Origin of the sequence: Qipengyuania flava (assembly GCF_019448255.1) — a bacterium.
Taxonomy (GTDB): Bacteria; Pseudomonadota; Alphaproteobacteria; order Sphingomonadales; family Sphingomonadaceae; genus Qipengyuania; species Qipengyuania flava_A.
On record NZ_CP080410.1, the window covers coordinates 1,047,844 to 1,073,695 of the forward strand.

The 25,852-nt window shown below is 65.4% G+C and carries 28 protein-coding genes and 1 tRNA gene; 11 read left to right on the plus strand and 18 right to left on the minus strand.

The features are described 5' to 3' along the window. Positions 1-30: 30 nt before the first annotated feature. Both KUV82_RS05105 and argH read right to left on the minus strand, forming a co-directional pair. Entirely contained in the window at positions 31-267 is a 237-nt protein-coding gene (locus tag KUV82_RS05105; RefSeq protein WP_219955806.1) for a hypothetical protein, read from the minus strand. Then, positions 267-1,604 carry an argininosuccinate lyase gene (gene argH / locus KUV82_RS05110; protein ID WP_258319854.1) on the minus strand — a complete coding sequence of 446 codons (1,338 nt, stop codon included), beginning with the start codon at positions 1,602-1,604 and terminating at the stop codon, positions 267-269. The genes KUV82_RS05105 and argH overlap by 1 nt, the downstream gene beginning before the upstream one ends. On the opposite strand from argH, the gene KUV82_RS05115 reads away from it, so the two are divergent. After that, positions 1,603-2,217 carry a TlpA family protein disulfide reductase gene (locus KUV82_RS05115; RefSeq protein ID WP_258319855.1) on the plus strand — a complete coding sequence of 205 codons (615 nt, stop codon included), beginning with the start codon at positions 1,603-1,605 and terminating at the stop codon, positions 2,215-2,217. The two genes, argH and KUV82_RS05115, sit on opposite strands and share 2 nt — an antisense overlap. Here KUV82_RS05115 and KUV82_RS05120 read toward each other — a convergent pair. After that, the gene (locus tag KUV82_RS05120) at positions 2,160-3,467 is read right to left on the minus strand and encodes an FAD-dependent oxidoreductase (protein WP_258319856.1); all 1,308 of its coding nucleotides are present in this window, start codon (positions 3,465-3,467) and stop codon (positions 2,160-2,162) included. The two genes, KUV82_RS05115 and KUV82_RS05120, sit on opposite strands and share 58 nt — an antisense overlap. A 140-nt stretch (positions 3,468-3,607) precedes the next feature. Here KUV82_RS05120 and KUV82_RS05125 point away from each other — a divergent pair, with 140 nt between their 5' ends. Further along, positions 3,608-4,633 (plus strand): formylglycine-generating enzyme family protein, encoded by a 1,026-nt coding sequence (locus KUV82_RS05125; RefSeq protein WP_258319857.1) that lies wholly within the window; start codon positions 3,608-3,610, stop codon positions 4,631-4,633. Here the strand turns inward: KUV82_RS05125 and KUV82_RS05130 are convergent. After that, positions 4,634-4,709: transfer RNA gene (locus KUV82_RS05130), tRNA-Val, on the minus strand. Between the two features lie 86 nt (positions 4,710-4,795). On the opposite strand from KUV82_RS05130, the gene KUV82_RS05135 reads away from it, so the two are divergent. Further along, positions 4,796-5,773 carry an asparaginase gene (locus KUV82_RS05135; RefSeq protein ID WP_219955809.1) on the plus strand — a complete coding sequence of 326 codons (978 nt, stop codon included), beginning with the start codon at positions 4,796-4,798 and terminating at the stop codon, positions 5,771-5,773. A gap of 3 nt (positions 5,774-5,776) precedes the next feature. Here the strand turns inward: KUV82_RS05135 and KUV82_RS05140 are convergent, their stop codons facing one another. The 3 genes from KUV82_RS05140 to fmt all read right to left on the minus strand — a co-directional run bounded on the left by KUV82_RS05140 (position 5,777) and on the right by fmt (position 9,063). After that, positions 5,777-6,889 carry a zinc-binding dehydrogenase gene (locus KUV82_RS05140; RefSeq protein WP_219955810.1) on the minus strand — a complete coding sequence of 371 codons (1,113 nt, stop codon included), beginning with the start codon at positions 6,887-6,889 and terminating at the stop codon, positions 5,777-5,779. 127 nt (positions 6,890-7,016) lie between these two features. Beyond that, on the minus strand, positions 7,017-7,763 hold the full coding sequence (gene truA / locus KUV82_RS05145; protein ID WP_219955811.1) for a tRNA pseudouridine(38-40) synthase TruA: 747 nt from the start codon (positions 7,761-7,763) through the stop codon (positions 7,017-7,019). Between the two features lie 391 nt (positions 7,764-8,154). Beyond that, positions 8,155-9,063 carry a methionyl-tRNA formyltransferase gene (gene fmt, locus KUV82_RS05150; protein WP_219955812.1) on the minus strand — a complete coding sequence of 303 codons (909 nt, stop codon included), beginning with the start codon at positions 9,061-9,063 and terminating at the stop codon, positions 8,155-8,157. A 53-nt stretch (positions 9,064-9,116) separates the two neighbouring features. Here fmt and recR point away from each other — a divergent pair, with 53 nt between their 5' ends. Then, positions 9,117-9,713, plus strand: coding sequence for a recombination mediator RecR (gene recR, locus KUV82_RS05155; protein WP_219955813.1), 597 nt, complete (start codon positions 9,117-9,119; stop codon positions 9,711-9,713). 162 nt (positions 9,714-9,875) lie between these two features. On the opposite strand, the gene KUV82_RS05160 is transcribed toward recR, so the two are convergent. After that, positions 9,876-10,262, minus strand: a complete 387-nt coding sequence (locus KUV82_RS05160; RefSeq protein WP_219955814.1) for a DUF1330 domain-containing protein — start codon at positions 10,260-10,262, stop codon at positions 9,876-9,878. Positions 10,263-10,273: 11 nt separating this feature from the next. Between KUV82_RS05160 and def the strand changes: the two genes are divergently transcribed. From def to KUV82_RS05180, 4 genes are read left to right on the plus strand one after another with little or no spacing between them, the layout of a single operon-like run. Beyond that, entirely contained in the window at positions 10,274-10,846 is a 573-nt protein-coding gene (gene def, locus KUV82_RS05165; protein WP_219955815.1) for a peptide deformylase, read from the plus strand. A gap of 5 nt (positions 10,847-10,851) precedes the next feature. Continuing rightward, positions 10,852-11,031 (plus strand): hypothetical protein, encoded by a 180-nt coding sequence (locus tag KUV82_RS05170; protein WP_219955816.1) that lies wholly within the window; start codon positions 10,852-10,854, stop codon positions 11,029-11,031. A gap of 53 nt (positions 11,032-11,084) precedes the next feature. Next, positions 11,085-12,476 (plus strand): DNA recombination protein RmuC, encoded by a 1,392-nt coding sequence (gene rmuC / locus KUV82_RS05175; RefSeq protein ID WP_219955817.1) that lies wholly within the window; start codon positions 11,085-11,087, stop codon positions 12,474-12,476. Between the two features lie 9 nt (positions 12,477-12,485). Further along, positions 12,486-13,118: a hypothetical protein gene (locus KUV82_RS05180; protein WP_219955818.1), complete on the plus strand. Its 633-nt coding sequence runs from the start codon at positions 12,486-12,488 to the stop codon at positions 13,116-13,118. A 6-nt stretch (positions 13,119-13,124) separates the two neighbouring features. Here the strand turns inward: KUV82_RS05180 and KUV82_RS05185 are convergent, their stop codons facing one another. From KUV82_RS05185 to KUV82_RS05220, 8 genes are all read right to left on the minus strand, one after another. Continuing rightward, positions 13,125-14,585, minus strand: coding sequence for a S41 family peptidase (locus tag KUV82_RS05185; protein WP_219955819.1), 1,461 nt, complete (start codon positions 14,583-14,585; stop codon positions 13,125-13,127). Between the two features lie 50 nt (positions 14,586-14,635). Next, positions 14,636-15,442, minus strand: a complete 807-nt coding sequence (locus KUV82_RS05190) for a TrmH family RNA methyltransferase (protein WP_219955820.1) — start codon at positions 15,440-15,442, stop codon at positions 14,636-14,638. 1 nt (position 15,443) lies between these two features. After that, on the minus strand, positions 15,444-15,722 hold the full coding sequence (locus tag KUV82_RS05195) for an HPr family phosphocarrier protein (protein ID WP_219955821.1): 279 nt from the start codon (positions 15,720-15,722) through the stop codon (positions 15,444-15,446). After that, positions 15,719-16,144: a PTS sugar transporter subunit IIA gene (locus KUV82_RS05200; RefSeq protein ID WP_219955822.1), complete on the minus strand. Its 426-nt coding sequence runs from the start codon at positions 16,142-16,144 to the stop codon at positions 15,719-15,721. Before KUV82_RS05200 ends, KUV82_RS05195 begins: the two co-directional genes overlap by 4 nt. Positions 16,145-16,209: 65 nt before the next feature. Continuing rightward, positions 16,210-17,109, minus strand: coding sequence for an RNase adapter RapZ (gene rapZ, locus KUV82_RS05205; RefSeq protein ID WP_219955823.1), 900 nt, complete (start codon positions 17,107-17,109; stop codon positions 16,210-16,212). A 12-nt stretch (positions 17,110-17,121) separates the two neighbouring features. Further along, entirely contained in the window at positions 17,122-17,568 is a 447-nt protein-coding gene (locus KUV82_RS05210) for an HPr kinase/phosphorylase (RefSeq protein ID WP_219955824.1), read from the minus strand. Continuing rightward, positions 17,565-19,127, minus strand: coding sequence for an ATP-binding protein (locus tag KUV82_RS05215; protein ID WP_219955825.1), 1,563 nt, complete (start codon positions 19,125-19,127; stop codon positions 17,565-17,567). Before KUV82_RS05215 ends, KUV82_RS05210 begins: the two co-directional genes overlap by 4 nt. A 19-nt stretch (positions 19,128-19,146) precedes the next feature. Next, positions 19,147-19,908 carry a response regulator transcription factor gene (locus tag KUV82_RS05220; RefSeq protein ID WP_219955826.1) on the minus strand — a complete coding sequence of 254 codons (762 nt, stop codon included), beginning with the start codon at positions 19,906-19,908 and terminating at the stop codon, positions 19,147-19,149. A gap of 175 nt (positions 19,909-20,083) precedes the next feature. On the opposite strand from KUV82_RS05220, the gene KUV82_RS05225 reads away from it, so the two are divergent. Together KUV82_RS05225 and KUV82_RS05230 are read left to right on the plus strand one after the other, a co-directional pair. Continuing rightward, entirely contained in the window at positions 20,084-21,682 is a 1,599-nt protein-coding gene (locus KUV82_RS05225; protein ID WP_219955827.1) for a phosphoenolpyruvate carboxykinase, read from the plus strand. 136 nt (positions 21,683-21,818) lie between these two features. Beyond that, a complete protein-coding gene (locus tag KUV82_RS05230) occupies positions 21,819-22,139 on the plus strand; it encodes a hypothetical protein (RefSeq protein ID WP_219955828.1) in 321 nt (106 codons plus the stop codon). A 22-nt stretch (positions 22,140-22,161) separates the two neighbouring features. Here the strand turns inward: KUV82_RS05230 and KUV82_RS05235 are convergent, their stop codons facing one another. After that, positions 22,162-23,793, minus strand: a complete 1,632-nt coding sequence (locus tag KUV82_RS05235; RefSeq protein WP_219955829.1) for an FAD-dependent oxidoreductase — start codon at positions 23,791-23,793, stop codon at positions 22,162-22,164. Positions 23,794-23,993: 200 nt separating this feature from the next. On the opposite strand from KUV82_RS05235, the gene KUV82_RS05240 reads away from it, so the two are divergent. Next, positions 23,994-24,224 carry a hypothetical protein gene (locus tag KUV82_RS05240; protein WP_219955830.1) on the plus strand — a complete coding sequence of 77 codons (231 nt, stop codon included), beginning with the start codon at positions 23,994-23,996 and terminating at the stop codon, positions 24,222-24,224. 34 nt (positions 24,225-24,258) lie between these two features. On the opposite strand, the gene KUV82_RS05245 is transcribed toward KUV82_RS05240, so the two are convergent. Continuing rightward, complete coding sequence (locus KUV82_RS05245; RefSeq protein WP_219955831.1) at positions 24,259-25,824, minus strand: DUF1570 domain-containing protein; 1,566 nt, start codon at positions 25,822-25,824, stop codon at positions 24,259-24,261. Positions 25,825-25,852: the final 28 nt, after the last annotated feature.

The window sequence follows — 25,852 nt, forward strand, 5'->3', positions numbered from 1 at the left end:
GTCGAGCAAGGCTTGCTTCTCGCGCTGAAATTACTCGGGCGGCAGATCGAAGGGGTCGTCTTCGCGCTCTTCGGAGCGGGTACGCAGTTCCACAGTGCGATCGGGCGCCGCCGTGGGATCGAGTGCGAGCAGGTCGTCCGCATCGGGCTGCACTTCGGCGCCATAGGGCGCGGGCGGCAGCGACGCGCCTTCGACCGGCTGCAGCATGGCCCGCTGTCCGCATGCGCTCAGCGCGATGGCTGCTCCAAGGGCGACCCAGTACCGCATCAATCCTCCATGCCGAGGCGCTTGCGCGCGGCATCTGCCTGCTCCCTTACTCGAACCGGCGCCGTACCGCCATAGGAGGCGCGTGCGGCGACCGAAGCGTCGACCGACAGCGCATCGAACACGCGTTCGTCGATCCGCTCGTCGATAGCCTTGAGGTCCTCGATCGAAAGCCCGTCGAGCGCGGTGCCTTTCTGGTCGGCCAGCTTCACCGCTGCGCCGGTGATATGATGCGCCTCGCGGAAAGGGATGTCGGCCTGCCGCACCAGCCAGTCGGCTAGGTCGGTCGCGGTCGCGTGCCCAGCCTCGGCGGCCTTGCGCATCCTGGCCGTCTCGAACCCGCTGTCCGAGACCATGCCCGCCATGGCCGCAAGGCTGAGGTCGAGCAGGCCGGCGGCTTCGAACACCGGCGGCTTGTCGTCCTGCATGTCCTTCGAATAGGCGAGCGGCAGGCCCTTCATCGTGACCATCAGGCTGGTTGCGCAGCCGATCACGCGGCCCGCATGTCCGCGCACCAGTTCGGCGGCATCGGGATTGCGCTTTTGCGGCATGATCGAGCTGCCGGTCGAAAGCGTGTCGGGCAGCTTTACGAAGCCGAAGGGCTGGCTCGCCCAGATGATGAATTCCTCGGCCAGGCGGCTGAGGTGGAGCGAACACTGGCTTGCCGCCATCAGGTAATCGAGCGCGAAGTCACGGTCGGATACGGCATCGAGGCTGTTGCGGGTCGGGCGGGCAAAGCCCAGCGCCCTGGCCGTCATCTCGCGATCGAGATCGAAGCCCGTGCCGGCGAGCGCAGCCGAACCGAGCGGGCATTCGTCCATCCGCTCCAGCGCATCGGCGAAGCGGCTGCGGTCGCGCATCAGCATCTCGAAATAGGCGAGCAGGTGATGGCCGAGCGTGACCGGCTGCGCTGTTTGGAGGTGGGTAAAGCCGGGCATGATGCTTTCGGCGTGTTCTTCCGCGCGGGTGACGAGCGCGGCAAGCACCGCCTCGATCCCGGCAATGGCGCGCTGGTTGGCGGCGCGCACCCATAGGCGAAAGTCGGTCGCCACCTGGTCGTTGCGGCTGCGAGCGGTGTGCAGGCGACCGGCGACAGGACCCACGATCTCGGTCAGCCGCGCCTCGACCGTCATGTGGATGTCTTCCAGGCCCCAGTCTTCGGGCACGCCGTCGCGCTCGTATTCCTCGACAATCTGCTGGAGACCGCTGTCGATCGTCGCCGCATCGGCTTCGCTCACGATGCCTTGCTTGGCCAGCATGGCGACATGTGCGCGGCTGCCGGCGATATCCTCGCGCCACAGCGCCTTGTCGAAGGGGATCGAGGCGTTGATTTCGCGCATGATCGCGCTAGGTCCCTCGGCGAACCTGCCGCCCCACATGCTGTTGGAGCTCTTCGTGTCCCGCTTCTCGTTCACGTCTGCACTTGTCCTTGGTCTGGCTGTCGCGGCCTGCGATAGGGGCGCGCCCGAAGCGGCGCAAGAAAGCAGCGCTTCGCCCGCCTCAATCGGCGAGATCGACAGGGGTGCCGCCGGATCGCCCATCCCGGCGGTCACGGTGGAGGACCCTGCGGGCGAGACCCTGGACCTTCCGGGCGATCTGGGCGGTCCTGTCCTCCTCAATCTGTGGGCCACTTGGTGCGCGCCCTGCGTGAAGGAAATGCCGCTCCTGGACGAGCTCCAGGGCGATTATCAGGGCCGCCTGCGGGTCATCACTGTCAGCCAGGACCTTCAGGGTGCGGAGAAAGTCGAGCCGTTCTTCGCGGCCAATTCCTTCGCGTGGCTCGAGCCGTGGATGGACCCGGCGAACGAACTCGGCTTCGGGATTGGTGGGGGGATGATGCCGACCACGGTCCTCTTCGGCAGTGATGGGCGCGAAATCTGGCGCGTGCAGGGCGACTACGACTGGTCTTCGGCAGAGGCGCGCGCGGCCATCGACGCGGCAATCGCGGAATAGTCTGGCATCTCCAGCCCCAGCATGGGCAGCGGAAAGCCGAAGAGCCCGCTCATCAGCTGCGCCTGGAGGTGGGCGATGGGCGCGAAGCGGGACAGGGGCGCGACGATCCGGTCGCGCAGCGCAGGCCAGATGGTCGCATCGGACTGAAACAGCGGCGTGAAGGCGGCGGTCACTGCCTGGTAGAGATCGACATGGTCGCGCCGCCAGCTGGCCGAAAGGCGCAGGCCTTCGCGCAGAACACGCCCTTCGCGTAGGCCCGCGGCAAGCCCCCAGGCGTCGAGCAGGGCCATGTTTGCCCCCTGACCCAGCTGCGGGCTTGCCGAGTGCCAGGCATCGCCGATCCGCACCAGGCGCTCGCGATAGGGCCGGTGGGCGCTGCGGTGGGCGTAGCGGGCAAAGGTCAGGTCCTCATGGGCGGTGATCCGATCGAGCAGGAAGTCGACCTCGGGCCACAGCGCGCGCACTTCGTCCTTCCACTGACCGAGCGGCGTGGATTGCCAGCGCTCGAAAGCATCGCGGCGTAGCGACCAGAAGAAGGCGACTTCCTGAGGCTCTGAGGGCCCTCGCGATCCGATCGGCAGCACCCCGACCATCTGCGAGGCGCGGCGGTAGCGCTGCTCGAGCAAGTTCGGAGCATGCGGGTCGTCTGCCGTGACGGTAAGGGTCGCCCACAGCGCGCCAAAGGGCAGCAGACCCTGGCGTTCGCCGAATTCGATGCGCGAGGCCCAGCCGCTTGCATCGACGACGAGGTCGAAGCCGTCCGAACACTGCCCGTCTGCGAACACCAGGCGGCGTTTGGTGCCATCCAGGCGTGTGTCCTCGACCGTGTGTCCGGTGCGCGCGTCAAGTCCGGCGCCAAGCACCTCTTCGTAGAGCACGCTGAACAGGCTCGCCCGGTGGATACCGATGCCAAAGGCCTCGCCGGACCCCAGTTTGGAATAGGGCGCATCGAGCGCGGTGCGTCCGGTTTCGGTAAGTCCGCGCAGCGCGTCGATCCGCGCGCCGCGCTTGGCGATAGGACCAGCGAGCCCCATGGCATCGAGCACCGCCATTCCGGACGGCTGCAGCATGAGGCCCGAGCCCAGCGGCTTGGGCGTCTCGAAGCGCTCGAACAGCGTGACCGCGTGCCCGTCCTTGTGCAGCAAGAGGGCTGCGGCAAGGCCAGCCGGCCCGCAGCCGATAATCGCAATGTCGTAGGCCTGGCGGATACCCCGTCCCCTGCGTTCCCCGAGACGGCCCCGCCATAGCAAGTTCCTTCTGCCGCGGAAGAGGGTGCGCGCGGGGAAATTGCTATCCGGCCTTGTTGTCTTGCATTTGTCTGTGGTCGCAAAGGCGGGCGAAGTATAAAGCACTTGCAATGCTTCCGGGATTTGCCGGATTCGGAATAAAAGTGGTCGTCTTTCCCGCCATGGTTCTCAAGAAGTCGTCTCTCGTCCTGATCCTAGCGGCTCTCGCGGCCTGTTCCGGGCAGGGCGATCCCGATAGCCCGGATGTTGCGGTCGCAGCAGCGGGCGCGCCCTCGTGCCTTGCCGAGCCGCCGGCTCCCGTGCGTCTGCCGGGCGGGACCTTCACCATGGGCTCCGACAACGCCTATGCCGAGGAAGGGCCGGAACGCAGCGCAACCGTCGGTGCCTTCTGGATCGATCCGGTCGAGGTCACCAACCGCAGCTTTGCCCAATTCGTCGAGGCGACCGGCTATGTCACCGTAGCCGAACGCCCGGTCGATCCGGCGATCTTCGGCGCGCCGGTCGAGACCATTCCTGCCGATATGCTCAAGCCAGGATCGGCGGTTTTCACTCCGCCCGATGGCCCCCCGAGGGGCGAGGCCGACTGGTGGAGTTACGTGCCCGGTGCCTCGTGGAAGGCGCCGTTCGGGCCGGGCGGCGGCGAAGCGGAACCCGCGCAGCCTATCGTCCACCTCGCCCTTGCGGATATGCTCGCCTATGCCGAATGGAAGGGCGGGCGTCTGCCGACCGAGGCGGAATGGGAATACGCAGCCCGCGCCGGCAGCCCGAGCGGGCTCGAACAGCCCGGGCCGACCAAGGCGAACAGCTGGCAGGGCGTGTTTCCCATGGCGAACCTTGAAGAAGACGGCTTTGCCGGGCTTGCGCCAGTTGGCTGCTTCGAGGCCAACGCTTTCGGCCTCTACGACATGGTCGGCAACGCGTGGGAAATGACCGCGGACCCCTACGCCCCGGGCGGTGAACGGCTGCCGAGCGTGAGTTCGGTATCGGCGGGCGGCAATGCGCTTCCCGCAGCGGCGGTGATCAAGGGCGGATCCTATCTGTGCGCGCCCAACTATTGCATGCGCTACCGCGCCGCTGCGAGGCAGGGGCAGGATGCAGGGATGGGGGCCAGCAATGTGGGGTTCCGCCTCGTCTACGACAGCGATCCGGCGGCTTCGGCAGCGAAATAATGGTGGGCGCTGACGGGCTCGAACCGCCGACCCTCTCGGTGTAAACGAGATGCTCTACCAACTGAGCTAAGCGCCCGCTTCCGTTGCGGGAGTGCTGCACATAGCGTCCAAATCTTCAAAATCAATTGCCGAGATCGCGTGCGGGGGTCTAGGCGGCGGCGCATGACCACCAGGCTCACCGTTCTCGCCACCGGAGGCACGATTGCCGGCATCGCCGGATCGGCCATCGCGCATGATTACCGCTCGGGCGAGATCGGGATCGAGGACTATCTGGAACGAGTCGGGGGGCTTGGCCTCGAGGCTGAGCTTTCGGGAACGCAGATCGCCAATATCGATTCGGCCGATATCGGCCCCTCCGTCTGGCAGCCGCTGCACGATGCGGCGATGGCCACGCTCGGCGATCAGGGCTGCCACGGCGTGATTGTCACCCACGGGACCGATACGCTGGAAGAGACCGCCTTCCTGCTCGATCAGACGCTTCCGGCGACCAAGCCCGTTGTCGTTGTCGGCGCCATGCGACCGGCCGATGCGGTCGGCTATGACGGGCTGCGAAACTTTGCGAACGCGGTGCGTGTCGCCAGCGATCCGGACGCCGCCGGGCGCGGCGTGCTGGTGGTGATGGGCGACCGGGTGTTCGCCGCGCGCGATGTCTACAAGGTGCGGACACGCGGGACGGAAGCTTTCCGCGGTTTTCCGCGCGAATCGGTCGGCCTCGTAACTCCTGCATCGCTCGAGTGGTTCGGCGCGCCCTGGCGCAGCGCACCCGAGGCGGCGTTCGGCTTGCCCGAGGCGCTGCCCGAGGTGGTGATCGTCTACGCCTTTGCCGGTCTCGACGCAGCCGGGGTCGAACGCCAGATCGGCGAGGCGACCCGCGGGGTCGTGATTGCCGGGGTGGGCGAGGGGAACATGCCCGAAAGCGCGCGGCAGGCACTGGTCGTCCTGGCGCAGCGCGGCATCCCGGTGGTGCGCGCAAGCCGCGCCGACGAAGGGCTGGTCAACCGCGAGCCGGAGGACGAGGAAAACCGCTTCGTCGCGGCGCGTGCGCTCAACCCGCAGAAGGCGCGCATCCTGCTGCAATTGCTGCTGGCCGGCGGCGAGAATGATCCCGCCGCCATCCAGCGCGCCTTCGACGGCCGTTAGGGCTTAGCCGTTGGGCAGGACGAGGTACTTCTCGCCCGTCTTCATCTGGCGATAGTCGAGGATCGCTTCCTTGGTCAGCATGCCTTCAAGGTCGACCTTGGTCTTGTAGTGGCTGGCGAAGGTGGTGGTGAGGTTGTCGAGCACGCGCTTGCGCATCCGCATCACCGTTTCCATGCCGGCCGTCTGCAGGAACGGCGTCAGCAGCCAGCCCGAAAGCGTCCAGCCAAAGCCGTAGGACGGGGTCAGCGTGGTCGGGGTGAAGTCGAGGCGGCCGTAGATGAACATGCGCTTCGCCTGGTTCGAACCGTAGCGCGAATATTCGGTCATCTTGGCAACCGCGACCTGTTCCATGGCCTTGAAGCAGGTATCAACCATCTGGCCGCCACCAATCGGATCGAAGCCGTAGAAGGCGTCGGTTTCGTCGATCGTCGCCTTCAGGTTGGCGAAGAAATCGGCATCCGAGGAGTTGACTACATGCTGGGCACCGAGGCCCTTCAGGAGTTCGACCTGATCGTCCTTGCGCACGATGTTCACGAGCGCGAGATCGTCTTCCTGACAGATCTTCACCAGCATCTGGCCCAGGTTCGATGCGCCGACCGTGTGCAGGATGGCCTTCTGGCCGTCCATCTTGGCGTTCTCGGCAAAACCCAGTGCGGTCATCGGGTTCACGAAGCTCGACGCGCCGGCTTCGGCGCTGTGATCGCCCAGCGGCAGGCACATGGCAGCATCGGCGATGGCGTATTCGGAGTAGGCGTTGCCGGGCACGCAGGCGACGCGCTGGCCCATCAGCGCCTTGGCCATGTCGCTGTCACCGGTGGCGACGACGGTGCCGGCGCCTTCGTTGCCGGCGGGCAGGCGCTGGCCGTGGCGGGCTTTTTGGCCCGAATTGAACGGTTCAGGCATCTTGGCGACGACCTTGCCCGGCGAATATTCCGCGTTCTCGAAGTCGGCAGCGCCGGTCAGGATCGCAAGGTCCGAGGGATTGATCGGTGCGGCTTCCATCTTGACCAGGACCTGGTTGCCCGTGGGATCGGGAAACTCGCTGTTCGCAATTTCAACGGTGAGGGTGCCGTCGCTTTCGAGGGTGGTGAAAAGCTGCTTGCCGGTGGTCGCCATGATCTCTCTCCAGAAGTGATATCTGCAAGCGAGGTGCTAAGGATGCGGCACGCCATTCACAAGAGGGTGGCGACGCTTTTTTTGAATATGCAGTATTGTAAAGCTTTAAGCTGACCGCGGCACGGCGCTAGTCGGTGGGGTATTCGGCGCGCACGAAATAGAGCCCGTGGGGCGGGGCGTTGAGGCCGAGCGCCTGCCGGTCCTTCGCCTCCAGCGCCTCGGCCACCTGCTCCACCCGCCAGCGGCCCATGCCGACGAGCGCGAGGCAGCCGACCATGCTGCGGACCTGGTGGTGCAGGAAGCTGCGGGCCTCTGCGTGGATACGTACCTCGTCGCCCTCGCGTTCGACATCGAGACGGTCGAGGGTCTTCACCGGACTGTCCGACTGGCAATGGACCGAGCGGAAGGTGGTGAAATCATGCAGGCCGACCAGCGCCTGTGCGGCGGCGTGCATGGCTTCGTGGTCGAGCTCCTGCGGGACCAGCCACAGCCGGTTCTTGTCCAGCGTCAGCGGCGCGCGGCGGTTGGCGATGCGATAGACATAGGCGCGGCCCGTGCAGGAAAAGCGCGCATGCCAGTCATCCGGCACCACCTCGCAATGCGTCACCGCAATCGGGTCGGGGCGGAGGTGGGCGTTCAACGCCTCCATCAGGCGGAAGGGCTTGATATCCTTATCGATATCGAAATGGCTGCGCATGGCGAGCGCGTGGACGCCGGTGTCGGTCCGCCCCGAGCTGTGCAGGCGCACTTCCTCGCCCAGCACGCGGAAGGCTGCCTCTTCCACCGCCTGCTGTACGCTCGGCCCGTCCTTCTGACGCTGGAGGCCGAAGAAGGGGGTGCCGTCGAATTCGAGGGTGAGCGCGAAGCGGGTCACGATTGCCGGTGCTTTAGGAGCAAGAGCGTCACAATCTGCGGCACGAGTAGGAGTAATCCTAGCAGGTTCAACGGAGCAGGGTTTGACGTACTATCGCTGCACGGAAGGAACGCGCACCAGACTGCAGGCGCCATCGTCACGATGAAGATGGGCACAGCGAGCCATAACGCCATCAGAGTGGCCCACCCAGTGATGCGCTTGGAAAAGAAGACGGAAATAGCGGCAACCCCTGACGCAAGGATCGCCGCAGAAGCGGACCAGATTACTAGTTTCCCGAACCAATACATCTCTTCGCCCTGATGTAGCATTCCGAGTGCATTTCCGAGCAATATGGCGCCCGCGGACAGCACTGCTACGGTTAGGATTGTCGAGAGGCGAGCACTTCGGATCTTCATGCTAGCACGGTCCCCTTCGCAACCACGTTGCCGCGCAGGAAGGTGTCGAGGTCCATCTTCGGCTTGCCCGCGCGCTGGAGTTCGACTGGGCGGATCGCGCTTTCCTCGCAGGCAATGGTCAGCCTGTCGTCGAGCACTTCGCCGGGCATCCCCGAACCGTCCGCCGCTTCGGCGCGCAGGATTTTCACGCGCACGCCGTCCAGCTCGAACCAGGCACCGGGGAAGGGCGAGAGGCCGTGGATGTGGCGCACCACCCCAGAAGCCGGACGGTCCCAGTCGATCCGCGCTTCGGCCTTGTCGATCTTGGACGCGTAGGTCGCCTCGCTGTCGTCCTGCGCGAGCGGGTGCAGCATTTCGAGGTCGATCAGAGTGCCCACCATCAGCTGCGCGCCGATCTCCGCCAGTTCTTCGGTCAGCTCGCCGGTCGTCTTGTCCTCGATCGGGGTGCGCGCGGTGGCGAGCATGGGGCCGGTGTCGAGGCCGGCCTCCATTTGCATGATCGTGATACCTGTCACCGTGTCGCCGGCCATGATCGAGCGGTGGATCGGCGCGGCCCCGCGCCAGTGCGGCAGGATCGAGGCGTGGACATTGAGACAGCCGTGCCTGGGCGCGTCGAGGATCGGCTGCGGCAGGATCAGGCCGTAAGCCGCCACCACCGCCACATCGGCCTCGAGTGCAGCAAAGGCCTCTTGCTCCTCGGCCGATTTGAGCGACTTCGGGTGGCGCACTTCGATGCCGAGGTCGCTGGCGCGCTGGTGAACCGCTGTCTTCGTCAGTTCCTTGCCGCGGCGCCCGCCGGGGCGGGGCGGCTGGGTGTAGACGCACACCACCTCATGCGCCGCATCGACCAGCGCCTGCAGCGTCGGCACGGCGAAATCCGGCGATCCCATGAAGATTATGCGCATGAAGGGCCCTTGTGGTCTTTCTCTGTTCCGCCCGCGCCCCTATCTGTGAGCGCATGGCATCGCAAGAGATCGAGACGCTGGCGGCTGCGCTGGCCCGCCTTCCCGGCCTCGGACCGCGCAGCGCGCGGCGGGCCGTGCTATGGCTGGTGAAGCGCCGCGAAAGCGCGCTTCCCGCCTTGCTTGAGGCCTTGGCGACGGTGGGCGAGGCGCTGGTCGAATGCGAGACCTGCGGCAATGTCGACACCACCAACCCTTGCGGCATTTGCTCGGACCCGCGCCGCGATACGAAATCGCTCTGCGTGGTGGAGGATGTGGCCGACCTCTGGGCGCTCGACCGAGCGAAGCTGTTCACGGGCCGCTACCACGTGCTCGGCGGCAAGCTCTCGGCGCTTGACGGCGTGCGTCCCGAGGATCTCAACATCGCAAGCCTGATGGCGCGCGTCGAGGAAGGCGGGGTGGACGAGATCGTGCTCGCGATGAACGCGACGCTCGAAGGGCAGACCACCGCCCATTACCTCGCCGAACGGCTGGAGGCGTTTCCCGTCCGTATCACCCAGCTTGCCCACGGCCTGCCGGTGGGAGGCGAGCTGGATTACCTCGATGAGGGAACGCTCGCACAGGCTTTGAGGGCGCGGCGGCCGGTTTCCTGATGCGTGCGTGAAGCGCATCCGCGCTTCCCTTGGCTGGGCCATCCCGCTCCCCCTCCCGGCCACCCATTCAGGATAATTCCGTGGGTGGCCGGGAGGGGGAGAGGGACGGAACAGCGAGGTCGGGACGGATGTCCCGGCCGTACGCAACAAAGACTCCCACCGTCAGTTGATATGAATGATCCGAGAGGTCGCGCTGGCCTCGCGCCGGGCCTTCCACGGTTGGTATTCGGGTGAATTCCAGAACGCATCGCGCGCTTCGGCCGAAGGGAATTCGATCATGGCGAGATTGCCTTCGAGCGGCCGCCCTTCAATCAGCACTTTTGGCTCGAATGGATTGACCACGACGCGCCCGCCATGCCGTTCGATGATCGGCAGCACATTGCGCAGGTATTCGATATAGACCTCGCGGTCGCGCGGGGCGATTTCGGACAGGACATAGGCCTTGGGTGCTGCTTGCGCTTTGCCGTCCTCCGCAAAAGCGGGCTGGCCGCTCACTGTGGACACCAAAACCAATGCAAGCGCCGCTTGAACAATCGTGCCTGGCCGCATATTTCCCCCTCATGGCTATTCGTGAAATCCTTGAAGTACCCGACCCGCGGCTCAAGACCGTGTCTACGAAAGTTGAACCCGACGAGTTCAACGACGAGCTGAAAGAGCTCGTCTCCGACATGTTCGAGACCATGTACGCCGCACCGGGCATCGGCCTTGCCGCCATCCAGGTGGGCGTCCCCAAGCGCGTGTTGGTCATCGACCTCCAGCCGGAGGACGAGGAAGCCGAGGGCGAGGTCTGCAACCACGGCGGCCACGAACACGTCCACTATCCGACCAAGAAGGAACCGCGGGTCTTCATCAACCCCGAAATCCTCGACCCGGCGGAAGAGCTGGCGAGCTACCAGGAAGGCTGCCTTTCGGTCCCCGACATCTTCGCCGATGTCGACCGTCCGGCGACCTGCCGCGTGCGCTACCAGGATCTCGAAGGTGAAGTGCATGAGGAAGACATGGAAGGCCTCATGGCCACCTGTATCCAGCACGAGATGGACCACCTCGAAGGCATCCTCTTCATCGACCACCTCTCGCGCCTGAAGCGCAACATGGCGCTGAAGAAGCTGAAAAAGCTGCGCGAGGCGGCGTAAGCGCCGTGGCGTGGTCGCGCGCGGCGATTGCCGGGCTGCTCTTCGCGCTGGGCATGTGCACCTATATCTGGATCGACCGCGCGCCGGGTTTCGACCAGCTCGCGATCCGCTTCGCGGTCTATTTCCTGGCCTTCACGACCGGCTTCAAGCTGATCGTCGACTACACCATGCGCCAAAAGCCGTAGATAGGGTCAAACGCGGGCTGGCGTTCCCCATGCGTTCCGCCTAGTCTGGCGGCATGGATTCCACAGTTCTTGCCATCGTTACGCTCGTCCTCGGCCTCGCGCTGGGGGTTTTTATCGGCCACCGGATGGGGGCTGCCCCCCTTGGCGCTCTGAGGACCCGCCAGGAAGAGGCGGAAGCAGCGACCAAGGAAGCGAATGAGAAGCTGGCGCGCATGGCGCCCGAGCTTGCGACAATGTCCGAACGCGCGGCGCGGGCCGATGGGCTTGCCACAAAGCTCGACACGGCGCGCGAGGAACTGGCCGCGCTCAAGGCCGAACGCGCTGGGTTCGAGGAACAGAAGCGCCTGCTTGAGGAAAGCCGCGCCAACCTGCTCAAGGAATTCGAGAACACCGGCGCCAAGGTGCTCGAAGCCGCGCGCGAGCGGTTCAGCAACGAAGCGACGAGCCGGCTCGGCGAAGCGGAGGCCAAGCACAAGGAAGCCGTTGCGTCCCTGCTGAAGCCGGTGAACGATCGCCTGCAGAAATACGAAGAACAGGTCGGCTCGCTCGAACGCCAGCGCGCCGATGCGTTCTCGCGCCTGCACCAGCAGATCGAAGGGATGCGAACTTCGCAGGAAGAAGTGCGCAAGGAAGCCCAGCGGCTCGGCAACTCGCTCACCAACGCGCCGAAGGCGCGCGGGCGCTGGGGCGAACGGGCGCTGCAGAACGTGCTCGAACAAGCAGGGCTTGCCGAACACACCGACTTCATCCTCGAACACTCGCTGGAGACGGACGAGGGCCGCCTGCGCCCCGACGCCATCGTCAACGTGCCGGGTCAGAAGAAGCTGGTGATCGATGCCAAGGTGTCGCTCAACGCCTACCAGGCGGCGTTCGAGGCGGATGACGACGAGGTGAAGCGCCAGCAGCTGTCGCTCCACGCGAAATCGATGCGCACCCACGTCCAGACGCTCGGCGCGAAAAGCTACCAGAGCCAGTTCGACGAAGCGCCCGACTACGTCGTGATGTTCGTGCCGGGCGAGCATTTCGTCGCCGCCGCGCTGGAGGCGGACCCGGACCTGTGGGACTTTGCCTTCCACAACAAGGTGCTGCTGGCGACGCCGACCAACCTTGTCGCCATTGCGCGTACGGTCGCGCAGGTGTGGCGGCAGGACAAAATGGCCGAAGAGGCTAAGGAAATCGGCAGACTTGGTGGCGAACTCTACGATCGCCTCGCGAAGGTGACCGAGGACCTCGGTAAGATGGGCACGCACCTTGGTCGGGCCGTCTCCAGCTACAACGATTTCACGCGCAGTTTCGAGAGTCGTGTGCTCGTCTCAGCACGCAAGATGCAGGACAAAGGTATTGAGATCGGTAAGCGTGAGATGGGGACTGTCGAAATGATCGAGGCAAATCCGCGTCCGCCGGAAACCTCTCAGATCGAGGATCGGCGCGACGCGGCGGAATAGGGGGAAGGCATGCGATACGGAATCTGGACAGCGGCTGCGGCGGGCGCGCTCGCGTCATCCCCGCCGGTGCAGGCGCAGGACCTGGCGCCGCGCAACGAATGCGGCTCGCTCCCCGGTGCCGATGCCTTTCGCATGACACTCGCCACCGCCGTGGCCAATCGCGACGCCGCGATGCTCCGCCCGCTGATCAGCGAGCAGGTCCTTCTCGACTTCGGTGGCGGCAGCGGGTGGGAAGAACTGGCCGAGCGCCTGACCGAGCGCGACCTGTGGAGCGAACTCGACAAGGTGCTCTCGCTAGGCTGTGGCAGCGACGGCGCAGGTGAACTCTACATGCCGAGCGCATGGGGCGAGGATTTCGGTATCGACGATCCGTTCGCCGCCTGGCTGGTGGTGGGCGAGGGCGTGCCGCTGCTCGCCGAGGACAGCGCCGATGCGCGCGTAATCCGGCGGATGGACTGGGAAGCGATCGAACAGCTCGGCACATGGCAGGGTGACGAGGAGTTCATCCGTGTGCGCACCAAGGACGGCGCGGAGGGCTGGGCTCCCGTCGCAAACCTGCGCCACCAGCTCGACTACCGATTGATCGCCGGCAAGGATGATAGCGGTCGCTGGCAAATCACAGCCTTCATCGCCGGCGACTAGCGCGGTCTAGTCTTCTTCCTCAGCGGTAATCGCCTTGCGCGCCAACGACAGGGCCGTTTCGAGCGCGTCTTCGGCCGGGACCATCACGTCGGGTTGCACGCCCGTGCCCTGCCAATTGCCTCCCGTGATCGGATTGATCGAGCGCCCCTCGGGCAGGTCGAGCGCGAAGTGCGGGTGGACGCGCCGGTACTCGAAGGGATGCGCCCCGCCGCCCGTGACCTCGCCCACCAGAATGGCCCGTTCGAGCGCCTGCAAATTGTAGGCCAGCGCTTCGGCGGCCGAAAACGTGCGTTTCGATGTGAGGATGTAAAGCGGCTTCGTCCCCCCGAACCTGCGCCCGGGGACCCATGCGGGCGATACGCTTGCCCGGTGTTCGTCGCGCGGGCGGTTGTAAGTCCCGGTCAGGGGTAGTTCTCCCTCGTCGAGGAGGTAGCCCGTGATGAGGTTGGCGGTCTCCGCACCGCCGCCATTGCGGCGCAAATCGATAATCAGGGCATCGCCCTGCGCAACCAGGGTCATGGCCGCGGCGATTACGTCACCCGCCATGGCAGGAGGCGGGAAGACACGCAGGTCGAGCAGCATGATATTGCCCTCGAGCCGCTCGATCTTGGCAATGCCGTGGTTGATATGCGCGCCGTACCACTTCTCCATTTCGGCGGCGGAGAATTCGGCCTCGCCTGTGCCGACAGGTATCGGCTCCTCGCTGTAGCTGAGGCCGAGGTGCCCGTCTCCCGACTTCGCCCGCAGCCACTCGGTTACAGCGCGGGCAAAGGCTTCTGCATCGTCCACGGCGCTCCAGCGTCCGGCTTCCTCGCGCATGCGTTGCGCAAGGCGCGCGCCTTCGGCCGCATCCACATAGCGATCGGTCAGGAGCGCTGCCGCGTTCTCGACAACCTGCGCCCGATCTCGGGCATCAATCGCTCGCGCCTCGAGCGGGTTGGCCGCCATGAGCGCTAGCCCGGTGAGGCAAGCGGCAGAGATCGCTTTCACCGCTCGACCGGCTTTCGCGAGATGCCGGGAAATCCGGTCCGCGAAACTCTCGCGAGCGAGCGCGGCGTTGGCCTCGTCGAGACTCTTGCCCAGGGGCTGCGAAAGTTCGCCATCGAGTTCACCCGCAGACGCGCTCACGGCCTCCCACAGGGGCGCGAGTTTTTCCGCCGTTTCGTGGGCATGGGGCGTCAAGCGAACCAAGCGCTCGCGCGCGTCGCGGCCCTTTTCGAAGCTAACGAAACCAAGCCGCTTCATCTCGCCAAGCGTTTGCGTCGCAGCAGGCTGGCTGACCTGAAGGGCGCGCGCAATATCCGAAACGAGCGCCTCTTCTTCGCGCAGGAGAAGCTGGAACACCGGGAAGAAGCGCGGCCGGAAATCCGTGTCCTGCTGCGCGTAAAGCGCGGCGAGATCTCCGTCCATGCGGGTAAGGAGGAGGCGAAGCTTCGTGCCGATCCCGGCCTGAACAGGGCTATTCATATAAGCTCTTATATACTAGAATGGGTCGATGCCAAGTGCGGGTTTCGGTATCAGTCGAAGGAGGCGAGCACCTCGTAGCCGAGTACCGCCGCCGCGACGGCCGCGTTCAAGCTGTCGGCGCGGCCTTTCATCGGCATGGTGACGCGCAGGTCGCAGGCCATTTCATAGGCTTCGGGCAGCCCGCGGCTTTCGTTGCCGACCATCACGAAGCAGGGCGCGGCATAGGGAGCGCCGCGATAGGGCTGGGCCTCGCGCAGGCTGGCAGCGACCAGCTGGCCGGCGTCCGCGCGCAGCCAAGGTTCGAACTCGTCCCACGTGGCGCGGGCGATTCTCTGGGTGAACAAGGCACCCATGCTGGCGCGTACGGCCTCGACGCTGAAAGGGTCGGCGCAATCGTCGATCAGGATCAATCCGCCAGCCCCGATGGCGTCGCCGGTCCGCAGCATGGTCCCCAGATTGCCAGGATCGCGCAGCGCCTGCGCCACCAGCCAGATATCGGCGCTGGTGCGATCAAGCGCGGCGAGCGAGGTGTCGAATTCGGCAAAGACCCCGGCAACAGCCTGCGGATTGTCCTTGCCGGTGATCTTGGACAGGATGTCGGGCGAGGTTTCAATGATCTCGCCGCCGCCTGCTTCGACCGCCTCTTCCAGCGCCGTCAGTAGGGGGTGCGGATCGCGCCGGTCGGCAAGCACGAGCGTTTCGGGCACATGGCCGCTTTCGCGCGCATCGGTCAGCAAGCGCAGTCCTTCGGCAAGGAACTTACCCGCCGCCTTGCGGTGCTTCTTCTCGCGCAGGGCGCGCAGCGCCTTGACCGTGGGATTGGAAAAGCCGGTAATGACCCGGCGCTCACCGGGCATCTCAGGGCTCCCCGAAGCCATCCTCGATCATGGCCGAAAGCTCGGCCATCACATCGTGTGAATTGTCGCCGGCAACGATCAGCTCGATCGTATCGCCCTTGGCGGCGCCCAGCATCATGAGGCCGAGGATCGAGCCGCCGGCCGCCTCGTTGTCGCCCTTGGCCACGCGTACGCTACAGCCTTCGGGCAGCTCTGCCACGGCGCTGACGAACTTGGCACTCGCCCGCGCGTGCAGGCCGCGCTGGTTGACCACTTCGAGGCTCTTGCGCAGCTCGCTCAAGAGGCTTTCCGGGTGCTTTCGAGCTCCTGTCCGAGGAACTCGCTGGCGACCGTGATGTAGTTGCGCCCGGCGGTCTGCGCGGCGTTGACCGCTTCGACCACGCCCATGCTCTTGCGCGCGCCGGCAAGGCGGATCAGCATCGGCAGATTGATGCCGGCGATCACTTCCACATGGCCCGTATCGAGGAGCGAGATTGCAAGGTTCGACGGGGTGCCGCCGAACAGGTCGGTCAGGATGATCGCGCCCTTGCCGGTGTCCACTTCCTTGATCGCATCGGCAATGTCCTGCCGGCGCTGCTCCATATCGTCGTTCGGGCCGATACAGATGGTGGCAACGCCTTCCTGCTTGCCAACGACATGCTCCATCGCGTCGATGAAGTGTTCGGCCAGCTTGCCGTGTGTGACGAGGATCATGCCGATCATGCGCGGATACCAGTTGCGATCATGGGGAGGATATCGGGTGCTCTAGCCTTGGTTTCGCGAGGGGGTCAGCGGCGCTCGAGAGGGTCGGCGGGGCGTGATCCCAGGTTGCGGTGGAGGACCGTGGGCGAAAATCCTTCGGCGCGCAAGACCTCGGCGGCGCGTTCGGCGCTGAAGACCGACCGGTGTCTCCCGCCGGTACAGCCAAAGGCGATGTTGAGATAGCTGCGTCCCTGCGCGGCGTAGCGGGGCATGACTTCGCGCAGCAGATCTGTGATGCGATCGAACGCCGGCGCAAAGGCCGGATCGGCCTCGATGTGCTCGCCCACCGGATCGTCGAGCCCGGTGAGTTCGCGCAGGCCTTCCACCCAATGCGGATTGTCGAGGAAGCGCATGTCGAACAACAGGTCGGCCAGCGGCGGCATGCCGCGCGCGAAACCGAAGCTCGAAATTGTCACCGTCATGCTGCGCTCGGCCTGTTCGGCGAAGCGTTCGCGGACCACCTGCTGCAACTGGTTGGTTGCATAATCGGTTGTATCGATGACGATATCGGCCCAGCGGCGCAGCGGTTCGAGGAGCTCGCGTTCCGCCTTGATGCCGTCGATCGCGGGCCGGCCGCGGGCCATGGGATGCGGCCGGCGGGTTTCGTTGTACCGGCGCTCCAGCTCGGCGCTGGTGCAGTCGATGAACAGCGTGGTCAGCTCGACATCGTCGCGTGTTTCGAACTGCTTGCACAGCTCGATGATCTCGCCCGGCACGAAGCCACGGGTACGGGAATCGAAGCCGATTGCCATGGGGGTAGAGCCGCTGCCGCTGCCGACCAGCCCGCCAAGGAGGCGGATCGGAAAATTGTCGATCGCTTCCCAGCCGAGGTCTTCCAGAACCTGGAGCGCGGTCGACTTTCCCGCACCGGACAGGCCGGTGACGAGGAGGATGCGCTGGGGCGCGGAAGGCGATTCGTCGGTCATCGGCCGGAATGCCTATGCGTTTTCTGGCGGCTTGGGGAGGGGGAGGCCGTGTTGCGCCAGCGCGTGCTCGGCTCGCAAGGCCTGGATGGCGTCACCCGGCGCGAAGGGCAGGAGGGGGACGGATACGCCCTCTATTGTCCGGGACGACGGGTCCATCGGGAAGCGCGGGGCCGCCGGGTCAAGCGTAAGCATGAGAGCGACGGTCCCCGTAGTCACCGGCATCTCCACAATGCCGACATTGCGCACTTCGATCAGGCCCTTCGTGTTGGGAGGCGACGCAGCAAGCAGCGCGCCGTCCCGGACCTCAAGGCTGACGGCATCGTCGCCGATCAGCGTGGCGCCGCGGTCGATAAGAGCGAGGGCGAGCGAGGACTTGCCGGCTCCCGGCACCCCTTCGATCAGCAGGGCGCGTCCGCCGATAGCGACCGCCGTGGTGTTGGCGAGGATGCGCGCGCTCATCGCTTGGCGGGCAGGCCGAGTTCGAGGCAGGCGCCCGGTTCTCCATCGGACCGCGAGGTGGCGATGAGCGTGCCGTCATGCGCTTCGGCAATGGTCCGTGCGATCGCGAGGCCGAGGCCGGAGTGGTTGCCGAAATCCTCTTCGGCCGGCCGGTCGGAGTGGAAACGCTGGAACACCGCCTCGCGCTTTTCTTCGGGGATGCCCGGTCCCTCGTCGCAGATCCGCAAGGTGACCCAGCCGTCGTGGCGGGCGATCTCGGCCCAGACCCGGCCGTTGGGGGGCGAGAAGGATACGGCGTTGTCGAGCAGGTTCTGGATCACGCGTTCCAGCCGTACAGGTACGCCCATGACAGGGACCGGGTTTTCCGCCCCGGAGACTTCGAGCGTCCGCCCTTCGTCTTCGGCGCGCGCGGCGCGGCTTTCGATGATGGTGCACAGCAGGTGCGCAAGGTCGACAGGCTCGAACTCGGTGCGCGACATTTCCGCATCGATCCGGCTGGCGTCGGAGATCTCGGTCACCAGGCGGTCAATCCGGCGCACGTCGTGGGTTGCGATGTCGAGCAGCTGGGCGCGCAGCTGCGGGTCTTCGACCTTGCTCAGCGATTCGGTGGCGCTGCGCAGGCTGGCAAGCGGGTTCTTGATCTCATGCGCCACATCGGCGGCGAAGTGCTCGACCGCGTCGATCCGCTGGCGCAGGGCCGCTGTCATGTCCGATATCGAGCGCGCGAGCATGCCGATCTCGTCACGCCGTTGCGGCAGGCGGGGGACCTCGACCTGCCGGTCGCGCCCCTGCCGCACGCGAATGGCGGCCTGCACCAATTCGCGCAAGGGGCGCACAATGGTTTGCGCGAGGAACAGCGAGAGCAGGATCGAAATGGCAAGGGCGAGCAGGACAACCAGAGCAACCGAGGAGCGCGCCTGGCGCACTCTTTCGGTGATATCGACCGGATTGCGTGTGAGCAGGAGTGTGTCGCCATCCAGCCCGACCGGGGCCGCAGCGTTGATCACATGGGTGCCGTCGGGGGCATCGCGAAGCACGATCTGGGTGAGACTTTCCTCGCGCGCGCGCCGCAGTTCGGGCCAATCCTCGGCATCGTCGCTTTCCGGCTCGAGGTAGTCGGGCAAGGCCGGCGCGCCGACCACGCGATCGAACCAGCGGTCGAGCTGCAGGGCAAACGCGTCCTGGTCCACCTGGTCCGCGCTGGGCAGGGTGAAGCTGGGTGGAGCCAGCTTGAAGCTATCTGATTCCAGTATGCCGTCGGGCCCATACACGCGAAGGCGCAGGCGCTGTTCCTTGCCGATCTGGATCAGCAGGGCTTCCTGACGCTGCGGCGTGGCGCCGGCTAGCGCTTCAGCGGTGATCTGGGCCTCGACCAGCGCCAGCTTGAAGCGCTCGTCCAGCAACTGCTTGCGATAGGCATCGACATAGATGACCCCGCCGCCCAGCAGGACGAGCGGCAGCACGTTGACGAACAGGATGCGGCTGGTGAGCGAGAGGCGGCGAGACCAGCGCAGCTTCTCGCGCGGATCGCCTTTGAGGACACTGCCGGTTTCGGACATGGCGTGCGGCTACCCGTCTTCAGCTCTCGTTGAAGCTGTAGCCAGCCCCGTAGAGCGTCTCGATCGCGGAGAAGCTGCGGTCCACGCTGCGGAATTTGCGGCGCATGCGCTTGATGTGACTGTCGACCGTGCGGTCATCGACGAAGACATCGTCGGGATAGGCGGCGTCCATCAGCTGGTTGCGGCTCTTGATAACGCCCGGGCGGCTGGCCAGCGCCTCCAGCAGCAGGAATTCGGTCACGGTGAGGGACACCGCTTCCCCGTCCCAGGTCACATGATGGCGCGCCGGGTCCATGTAGAGGCGCCCGCGCTCCAGCACTTCGCCGGGGGTGTCGTCGAACTGCTCGGACAAGAGCAGCGGGTGTTCCCCGTCGCTGCGGCGCAGGATCGCGCGAATGCGGGCGAGCAGCAGGCGCAGGCTGAAGGGCTTGGCGATGTAGTCGTCGGCGCCCATCTCGAAACCGGCTTCCTCGTCGCTTTCATCGTCCTTGCTGGTGAGGAAGATCACCGGCAGCGGTGAATGCTCGCGCAGGCGGCGCAGCAATTCCATCCCGTCCATCTTGGGCATCTTGATGTCGAAGATCGCAAGGTCCGGCGGATTGGACAGCAGCGCGCCGAGCGCCGCCTCCCCATCGGAATAGACGCGTGTGTCGAAGCCTTCGGCCTGGAGCGCAATCGACACCGTCGTAAGGATGTTCCGGTCGTCATCGACCAGCGCAATTACGGTGCGGTTTTCCTCGCTCGGCGAGGGCGTATCGGCGCTGGTGCTCTCCATCGTCATGTAATTAGCCGCAATATTCGGGCAAAACAACGCAAGCTGTGTCCCGGACCAGTACATATTGGCCGCATCCGGTTTGACGCCGCGACGCGGGCAAAGTAATGGCGGTCTCGAGGGGCGCGCATTCGTATGCGCAACCGATTCCCTGACGAACCCGCATCACGCGCCGGAGAATTCAGTGACCTTTTCGCTTTCCCATTCGCTTGCCTCGCAGGGCATTGATACTTCTGCGACTATTCATCCCAACCTGACGTCGGACGAACTGACTGCAGCCGCTCTCGCCAATGGCGAAGGTCGCCGTGCCAAGGACGGTCCGCTGGTCGTCGAAACCGGCAAGCACACGGGCCGCAGCGCGAACGACAAGTTCATCGTGCGCAACGCCGAAACCGAGAACACCGTGTGGTGGGACAACAACGCCTCGATGACGAGCGAGCATTTCGCCGCCCTGAAAGAGGATTTCCTCAAGGCCGTGGCCGATAAGTCGGACCTCTATGTCGCCGACCTCTTCGGTGGCTCGCAGCCCGAGTACCGCGTCAACGTGCGCGTCATCAACGAGCTCGCCTGGCACAACCAGTTTATCCGCACGCTCCTCGTGCGCCCGACCGAGGCCGAACTCGACGGCTTCGTTCCCGAATACACGATCATCGACCTGCCGAGCTTCCAGGCCGATCCGGCGCGTCACGGCACGCGCAGCGAAACCGTGATTGCGGTGAACCTCGAAGAAAAGCTTATCCTCATCGGCGGCACCAAATACGCCGGCGAAATGAAGAAGAGCGTCTTCGGCATCCTCAACTATCTGCTGCCGACCAAGGGCGTGATGCCGATGCACTGCTCGGCCAATGTCGGCCCCGACGGCAAGAGCGCCGTGTTCTTCGGCCTCTCGGGCACCGGCAAGACCACGCTCTCGGCCGATGCGAGCCGCACGCTGATCGGCGATGACGAGCACGGCTGGTCGGATACGGCTGTCTTCAATTTCGAAGGCGGCTGCTACGCCAAGATGATCCGCCTCGACCCCGAAGCCGAGCCGGAAATCTACGCTACCACGAAGATGGAAGGGACCATCCTTGAGAACGTCGTGATGAACGAGGCCGGCGAGATCGACCTCGACGACAATTCCAAGGCCGAGAACACCCGCGGCGCCTACCCGCTGTCCTCGATCCCGAACACCTCGGAAGAGAACATGGGGCCGCCGCCCTCGAACGTGATCATGCTGACCGCCGATGCATTCGGCGTGCTGCCTCCGATCGCACGCCTCACGCCCGATCAGGCGATGTACCACTTCCTGTCGGGCTACACCGCCAAGGTCGCCGGCACTGAAATCGGCGTGACCGAGCCGCAGGCGACCTTCAGCACCTGCTTCGGCGCACCCTTCATGCCCCGCCACCCGAGCGTTTACGGCAACCTTCTGAAAGAACGCATCGCCAAGGGCGAAGTCGCCTGCTGGCTGGTCAACACCGGCTGGACCGGCGGCAAGTACGGTGTCGGCAACCGCATGCCGATCAAGGCCACTCGCGCGCTTCTGAACGCCGCGCTCGAGGGCAGCCTGAACGATGCGGAATTCCGCAAGGACCCGAACTTTGGCTTCGAAGTGCCGGTCAGCGTGGAAGGCGTGGACGACGGCATCCTCGACCCGCGTTCGACCTGGGCCGACAAGGACGAATACGACCGCACCGCACAGAAGCTGGTGCAGCTCTTCGTCGACAACTTCGAACCCTTCGCAGCGCATGTCGACCAGGGCGTGCGCGACGCTGCGCCCGCGACGCCGGTCGCTGCCTGACCTATTTGGTTCCGCCCCGGCGGGACCCACCGGTTGGAGAGGAGGCCCCCGATCCGCGCTTGACGTGGATCGGGGGCTTTATCGTTTGGCCGCCGCTTGGCACCATGACGCCGCGCAACCTTGGGAGATTCGCAGCATGAGCCTTTTCGACAGCATCCTGGGTCAGGTTGGTGACCACCCCACCGTGACCAATATGGCCGAAAAGTTCGGCATCGATCCCGAACTGGCCGCCAAGGCCGTCGCGGCGCTCGGCGAAGCGCACCAGGATCCGGGCGACACGATCGAAGTTGCGTCTTCCAAGACGGGAATGGACGCCGCCATGCTCGAACAGATCCGCGACGCCATCGGCGGCGAAGGATCGCTGGCGAAGTTTGCCAGCATGCTTGACCTCGACAAGGACGGCAGCCCGCTCGACGACATCGCCGGCATGGCGAGCAGCTTCTTCGGCAAGAAGTAGCGCCTGTGGCGCAGGGGCGGGGCTAGGCCTCGCCCTGCGCTTCCTCCAGCCGGTCGACATAGTCCCAGATCCGGCTGACCACGACCGAGCCTTCGCCCACCGCGCTTGCGACGCGTTTGACCGATCCGGCGCGCACATCGCCGACAGCGAAGATGCCGTCGGTCCCGGTCTCGAATGGCGTGTCGCGGCCGACTTCGGCGCCGGTGCGTACAAAGCCCTTTTCGTCGGTTTCCACGAGGCCTGAGAGCCAATCGGTATTTGGCGCCGCGCCGATCATGATGAACAGCGCGCGCGTGTCGATGCGCCGGTCACCATCGGGCGTGGTGAAGGTCACACCCTCCAGATGGTCGCCGCCATGCAGCTCGGTCACGGTTGTGTTGTAGTGGATGGTGACCGCCGGGTCGGCTTCGAGCCGCTCGGTGAGATAGCTCGACATGGAGGAGGCAAGGCTGTCCCCGCGCACCACGATGTGCACGTGCTTGGCGGCGCGGCTGAGGTACATGGCCGCCTGGCCCGCAGAATTGCCTCCGCCGATCACCACCGCCTCGGTGCCCTGGCAAAAGCGCGATTCCATGTCGGTCGCCGCGTAGAAAACGCCGGCTCCCTCGAATTCCTCCAGCCGGTCGATCGGCAGGCGGCGATACTGCACGCCGGTCGCGACGAGGATCGATTTCGCGCAGACCTCGTCGCCATCGTCGAGCATAGCGCAGAACGTCCCGTCGTCTCGCTTCGCGAGGCCCTGCACCGCGCGCGGCATGGCAAACCGGGTGCCGAATTTCATTGCCTGGATCTGCCCGCGATAGACGAGGTCTGCGCCCGAAATGCCGGTCGGGAAGCCCATGTAGTTCTCGATCCGGCTGCTGGTGCCGGCCTGTCCCCCGATAGCGGTGTCCTCAATGGTGAGGGCGCACAGCCCTTCGCTGCCCGCATAGACCGATGCTGCGACACCGGCCGGTCCGCCGCCAACGATCAGCACGTCGTAGAGCGTCTCCCGGCAGACATCGAGATCGAGGTTCAGGTACTGCGCAACCTTGCGCGGGCTCGGATCGTCGAGGACGCGGTCCTTGCCGAGGATCACGCCCGGCTTGTGATCGGACAGGTTGCAGGCTTCGAGCGTCTCGTCGTCTCGCCCGTCCATGTCGATGCTTTCGAACGGGATGCGGTTGCGGCTGAGGAATTGCTCGACCTTCTGGACCTTCGCGTCGCGGTCAGCGCCGATCAGTTTGACCGAGCTGTTCTTCAGCTCGAACTGGCGTCGCCGCCGGGCGGAGAACACGCGGATGACGTGATCCGACAGCTCGGGCACGCGCGCCATCAGGTCGAGCATATCGGTTCGCGGGACTTCCAGCGTGCGGGTCGGCTTGGCCGCGCGCATGGGCAGGAAATAGGATCCCGCGTTGAGGAAGGCGATCTCGCCCATGAACTGCGTGGGACCGAGCGAGCTCTCCATCAGGCGCGCGCCCGACCAGGGATCGACGACTTCGATCTCGCCATCGAGGACATAGACAAAGCGATCCATCGCGTCGCCGGCCTCGACCACCATCTCGCCCGCGGCGTAGCTGCATTCGCTGCCGATTGCGTGCAGCGCCGCCACGTGGCTGTCCGCAAGCGGCACCCGCGGCATGGTTTCAAGATTTTCGCCCAGCGCTTCCATTGCGTTCGCTCCTCTCCCGCCCACCGCGGTGCTGCGCCCCATGTCGGCTGCATTGCCCGCCTAATCAAGTCGGGCTGTGGTGCGAGAGGGCAGACCTAGGACAGCAAACCTAGTCGCGCCGCCCTATTCAAGAGGTTTCGGTCTTCACCGAGGAAGGGGGCGCTCATGGGAGCATGATCCAAACCTGGAAAGGACCAGACATGAAAATTCTCGACACCAAAGAAATCGCCTCGGTCGGCGGCGCGACCATCGGCGAATACCTCGGCGACACCTTCAGCGCGGTGTGCGGCGCGATCACGGGCTCGGTTTCCGGCGCGGCGACCTGCGAAGCAGCGGGCACGTTCCTTGGCGGCTGGGCGGATTCGGTTTCCGGCGACGGCGTAGCCACGGTTTCGGACCCGATGGATACCAAGCTCGGTATCGGCAACTGATGCCTTGCGGGGGCGGTCCGGGTCGGGCCGCCCCTCACTCCGCGCTTTCGTCGGCGTCGTCCTCTCTTTCCTTGGCGAGGGACTTGAGCACGGCACCAAGATCGACCGTGCGGCGGGGACGCCATTCGGTGCCTTCCTCGACCTCAGCCAGCTCGTCGAGATACCGCTGCGCGTCGTCGGCCATGCGCCCGCCGTGCGGGTTTGCGGCCACCGGCTGAAGGGTCCTGCGGGCAAGCGCTATCTTTCCTTCGCGCGCCTGCATCAGCCCTGCGTTCATCGCCAGGCTGCGATCAAAGGGCGAGAGCCGCGATGCGCGCTCGAGCGCGTGCCGTGCCGTTTCATTCGGCGCCGCCCCGCGCCTCACGAAGCTCTGGTAATAGTAGATCAGCGGGAGCGGATGATCCTGCTCCAGCCGGTTGAGCGCGGAGAAGGGTTTCATCGCCTGTGCGTACGCCGCGTCGGCATCCTCGGCGTCGCGGGCCTGCGCGAACAGCGCGTAGCCTTTCTGGACCAGCGCATTCTTGGACGCCGGGTCGATGGCGAGCGCCGCATCGGCGGCAGCAATGGCCTCGGTCAGATTGCCCGCGTCGTATTCGGCCTCGGCAAGTGCCGCCAGCACATCGGCATCCTGCGGATAGGCGGCGGCCACTTCGCGTGCGTCGATCAGGACTTCGTTGGCCTGTTCGCGCTTAACGCCGCGCTTCGAGCGCATGATAACCGGCATCATCTCGGCCATACCAGCGCTGACGGGCCGCACGATGACGGGATTGATGGTCAGGCGATCGGGCGCGATCACGAAGGCGTTCATCTTTCGCTGCTTGAGATATTCGTCGACCTCGTGACCGAGCGCGTCGATATCGCCGAAGACGCTGCGTGCGGCATCGAGCGACGATTGCCCCGCCGCAATCCGGCGGGCGTAGTCGAGCAGCTGCCCCTTCCGCTCTTCGCTGAAGGTCAGGTAGTGGTAGAGCGCCCAGCTGCGGCCGTAGAAACTGTCGCGCTCCACCGTTCCACCGCGCTGCACGTTGCCGCGCTCGAACAGCTCTTCCATCGAGACTTTGGTCGCAAAGGCAAGTTCGCCGGCGCGATGGTTGGCCGCGCGGCCGAGATGAACCTCCCCATCGCGCATGAAGCGGGCCGAGGCGAAGAATTCCGCCCCGCCTTCGTCCATCCAGCGCGGCATGCCGAAACGCGCGCTACCGATCAGGAAATGGTGCGCGTATTCGTGCAGGAGGACGCGGAAGGAATGCCGCGGTTCGCCGTAGCTCGGCCTCACATCCGGCACGAACGCCACCGAACCTCCGGCGCGGGGCATGTAGAAGCCGCCAACGTTCTTCGTCTCGGCCAGCTTGCGCATCGATCGCGACCCGCCCACGGCGTAGATGGTGACACGGTTGGAGGGGCTCGGCTTTTCAACCTCGCGCCCGGTCACGAGCGACATGGCCGCGTGATACTTCTCCAGCGCCTCAGCAAAGCGCGCGAGGTCTTTCTCGCTGTCGTCGGCGTAGATGACGAAATGGTCGGATTCGGCGCGATGCCACGCGGCCTGCACGGGCAGGGCGAAGGCAAAAGCGACGAGCGCTACGAGAATACGGTACAAGGTTGCGACCCCCAATGAAATGATGCCG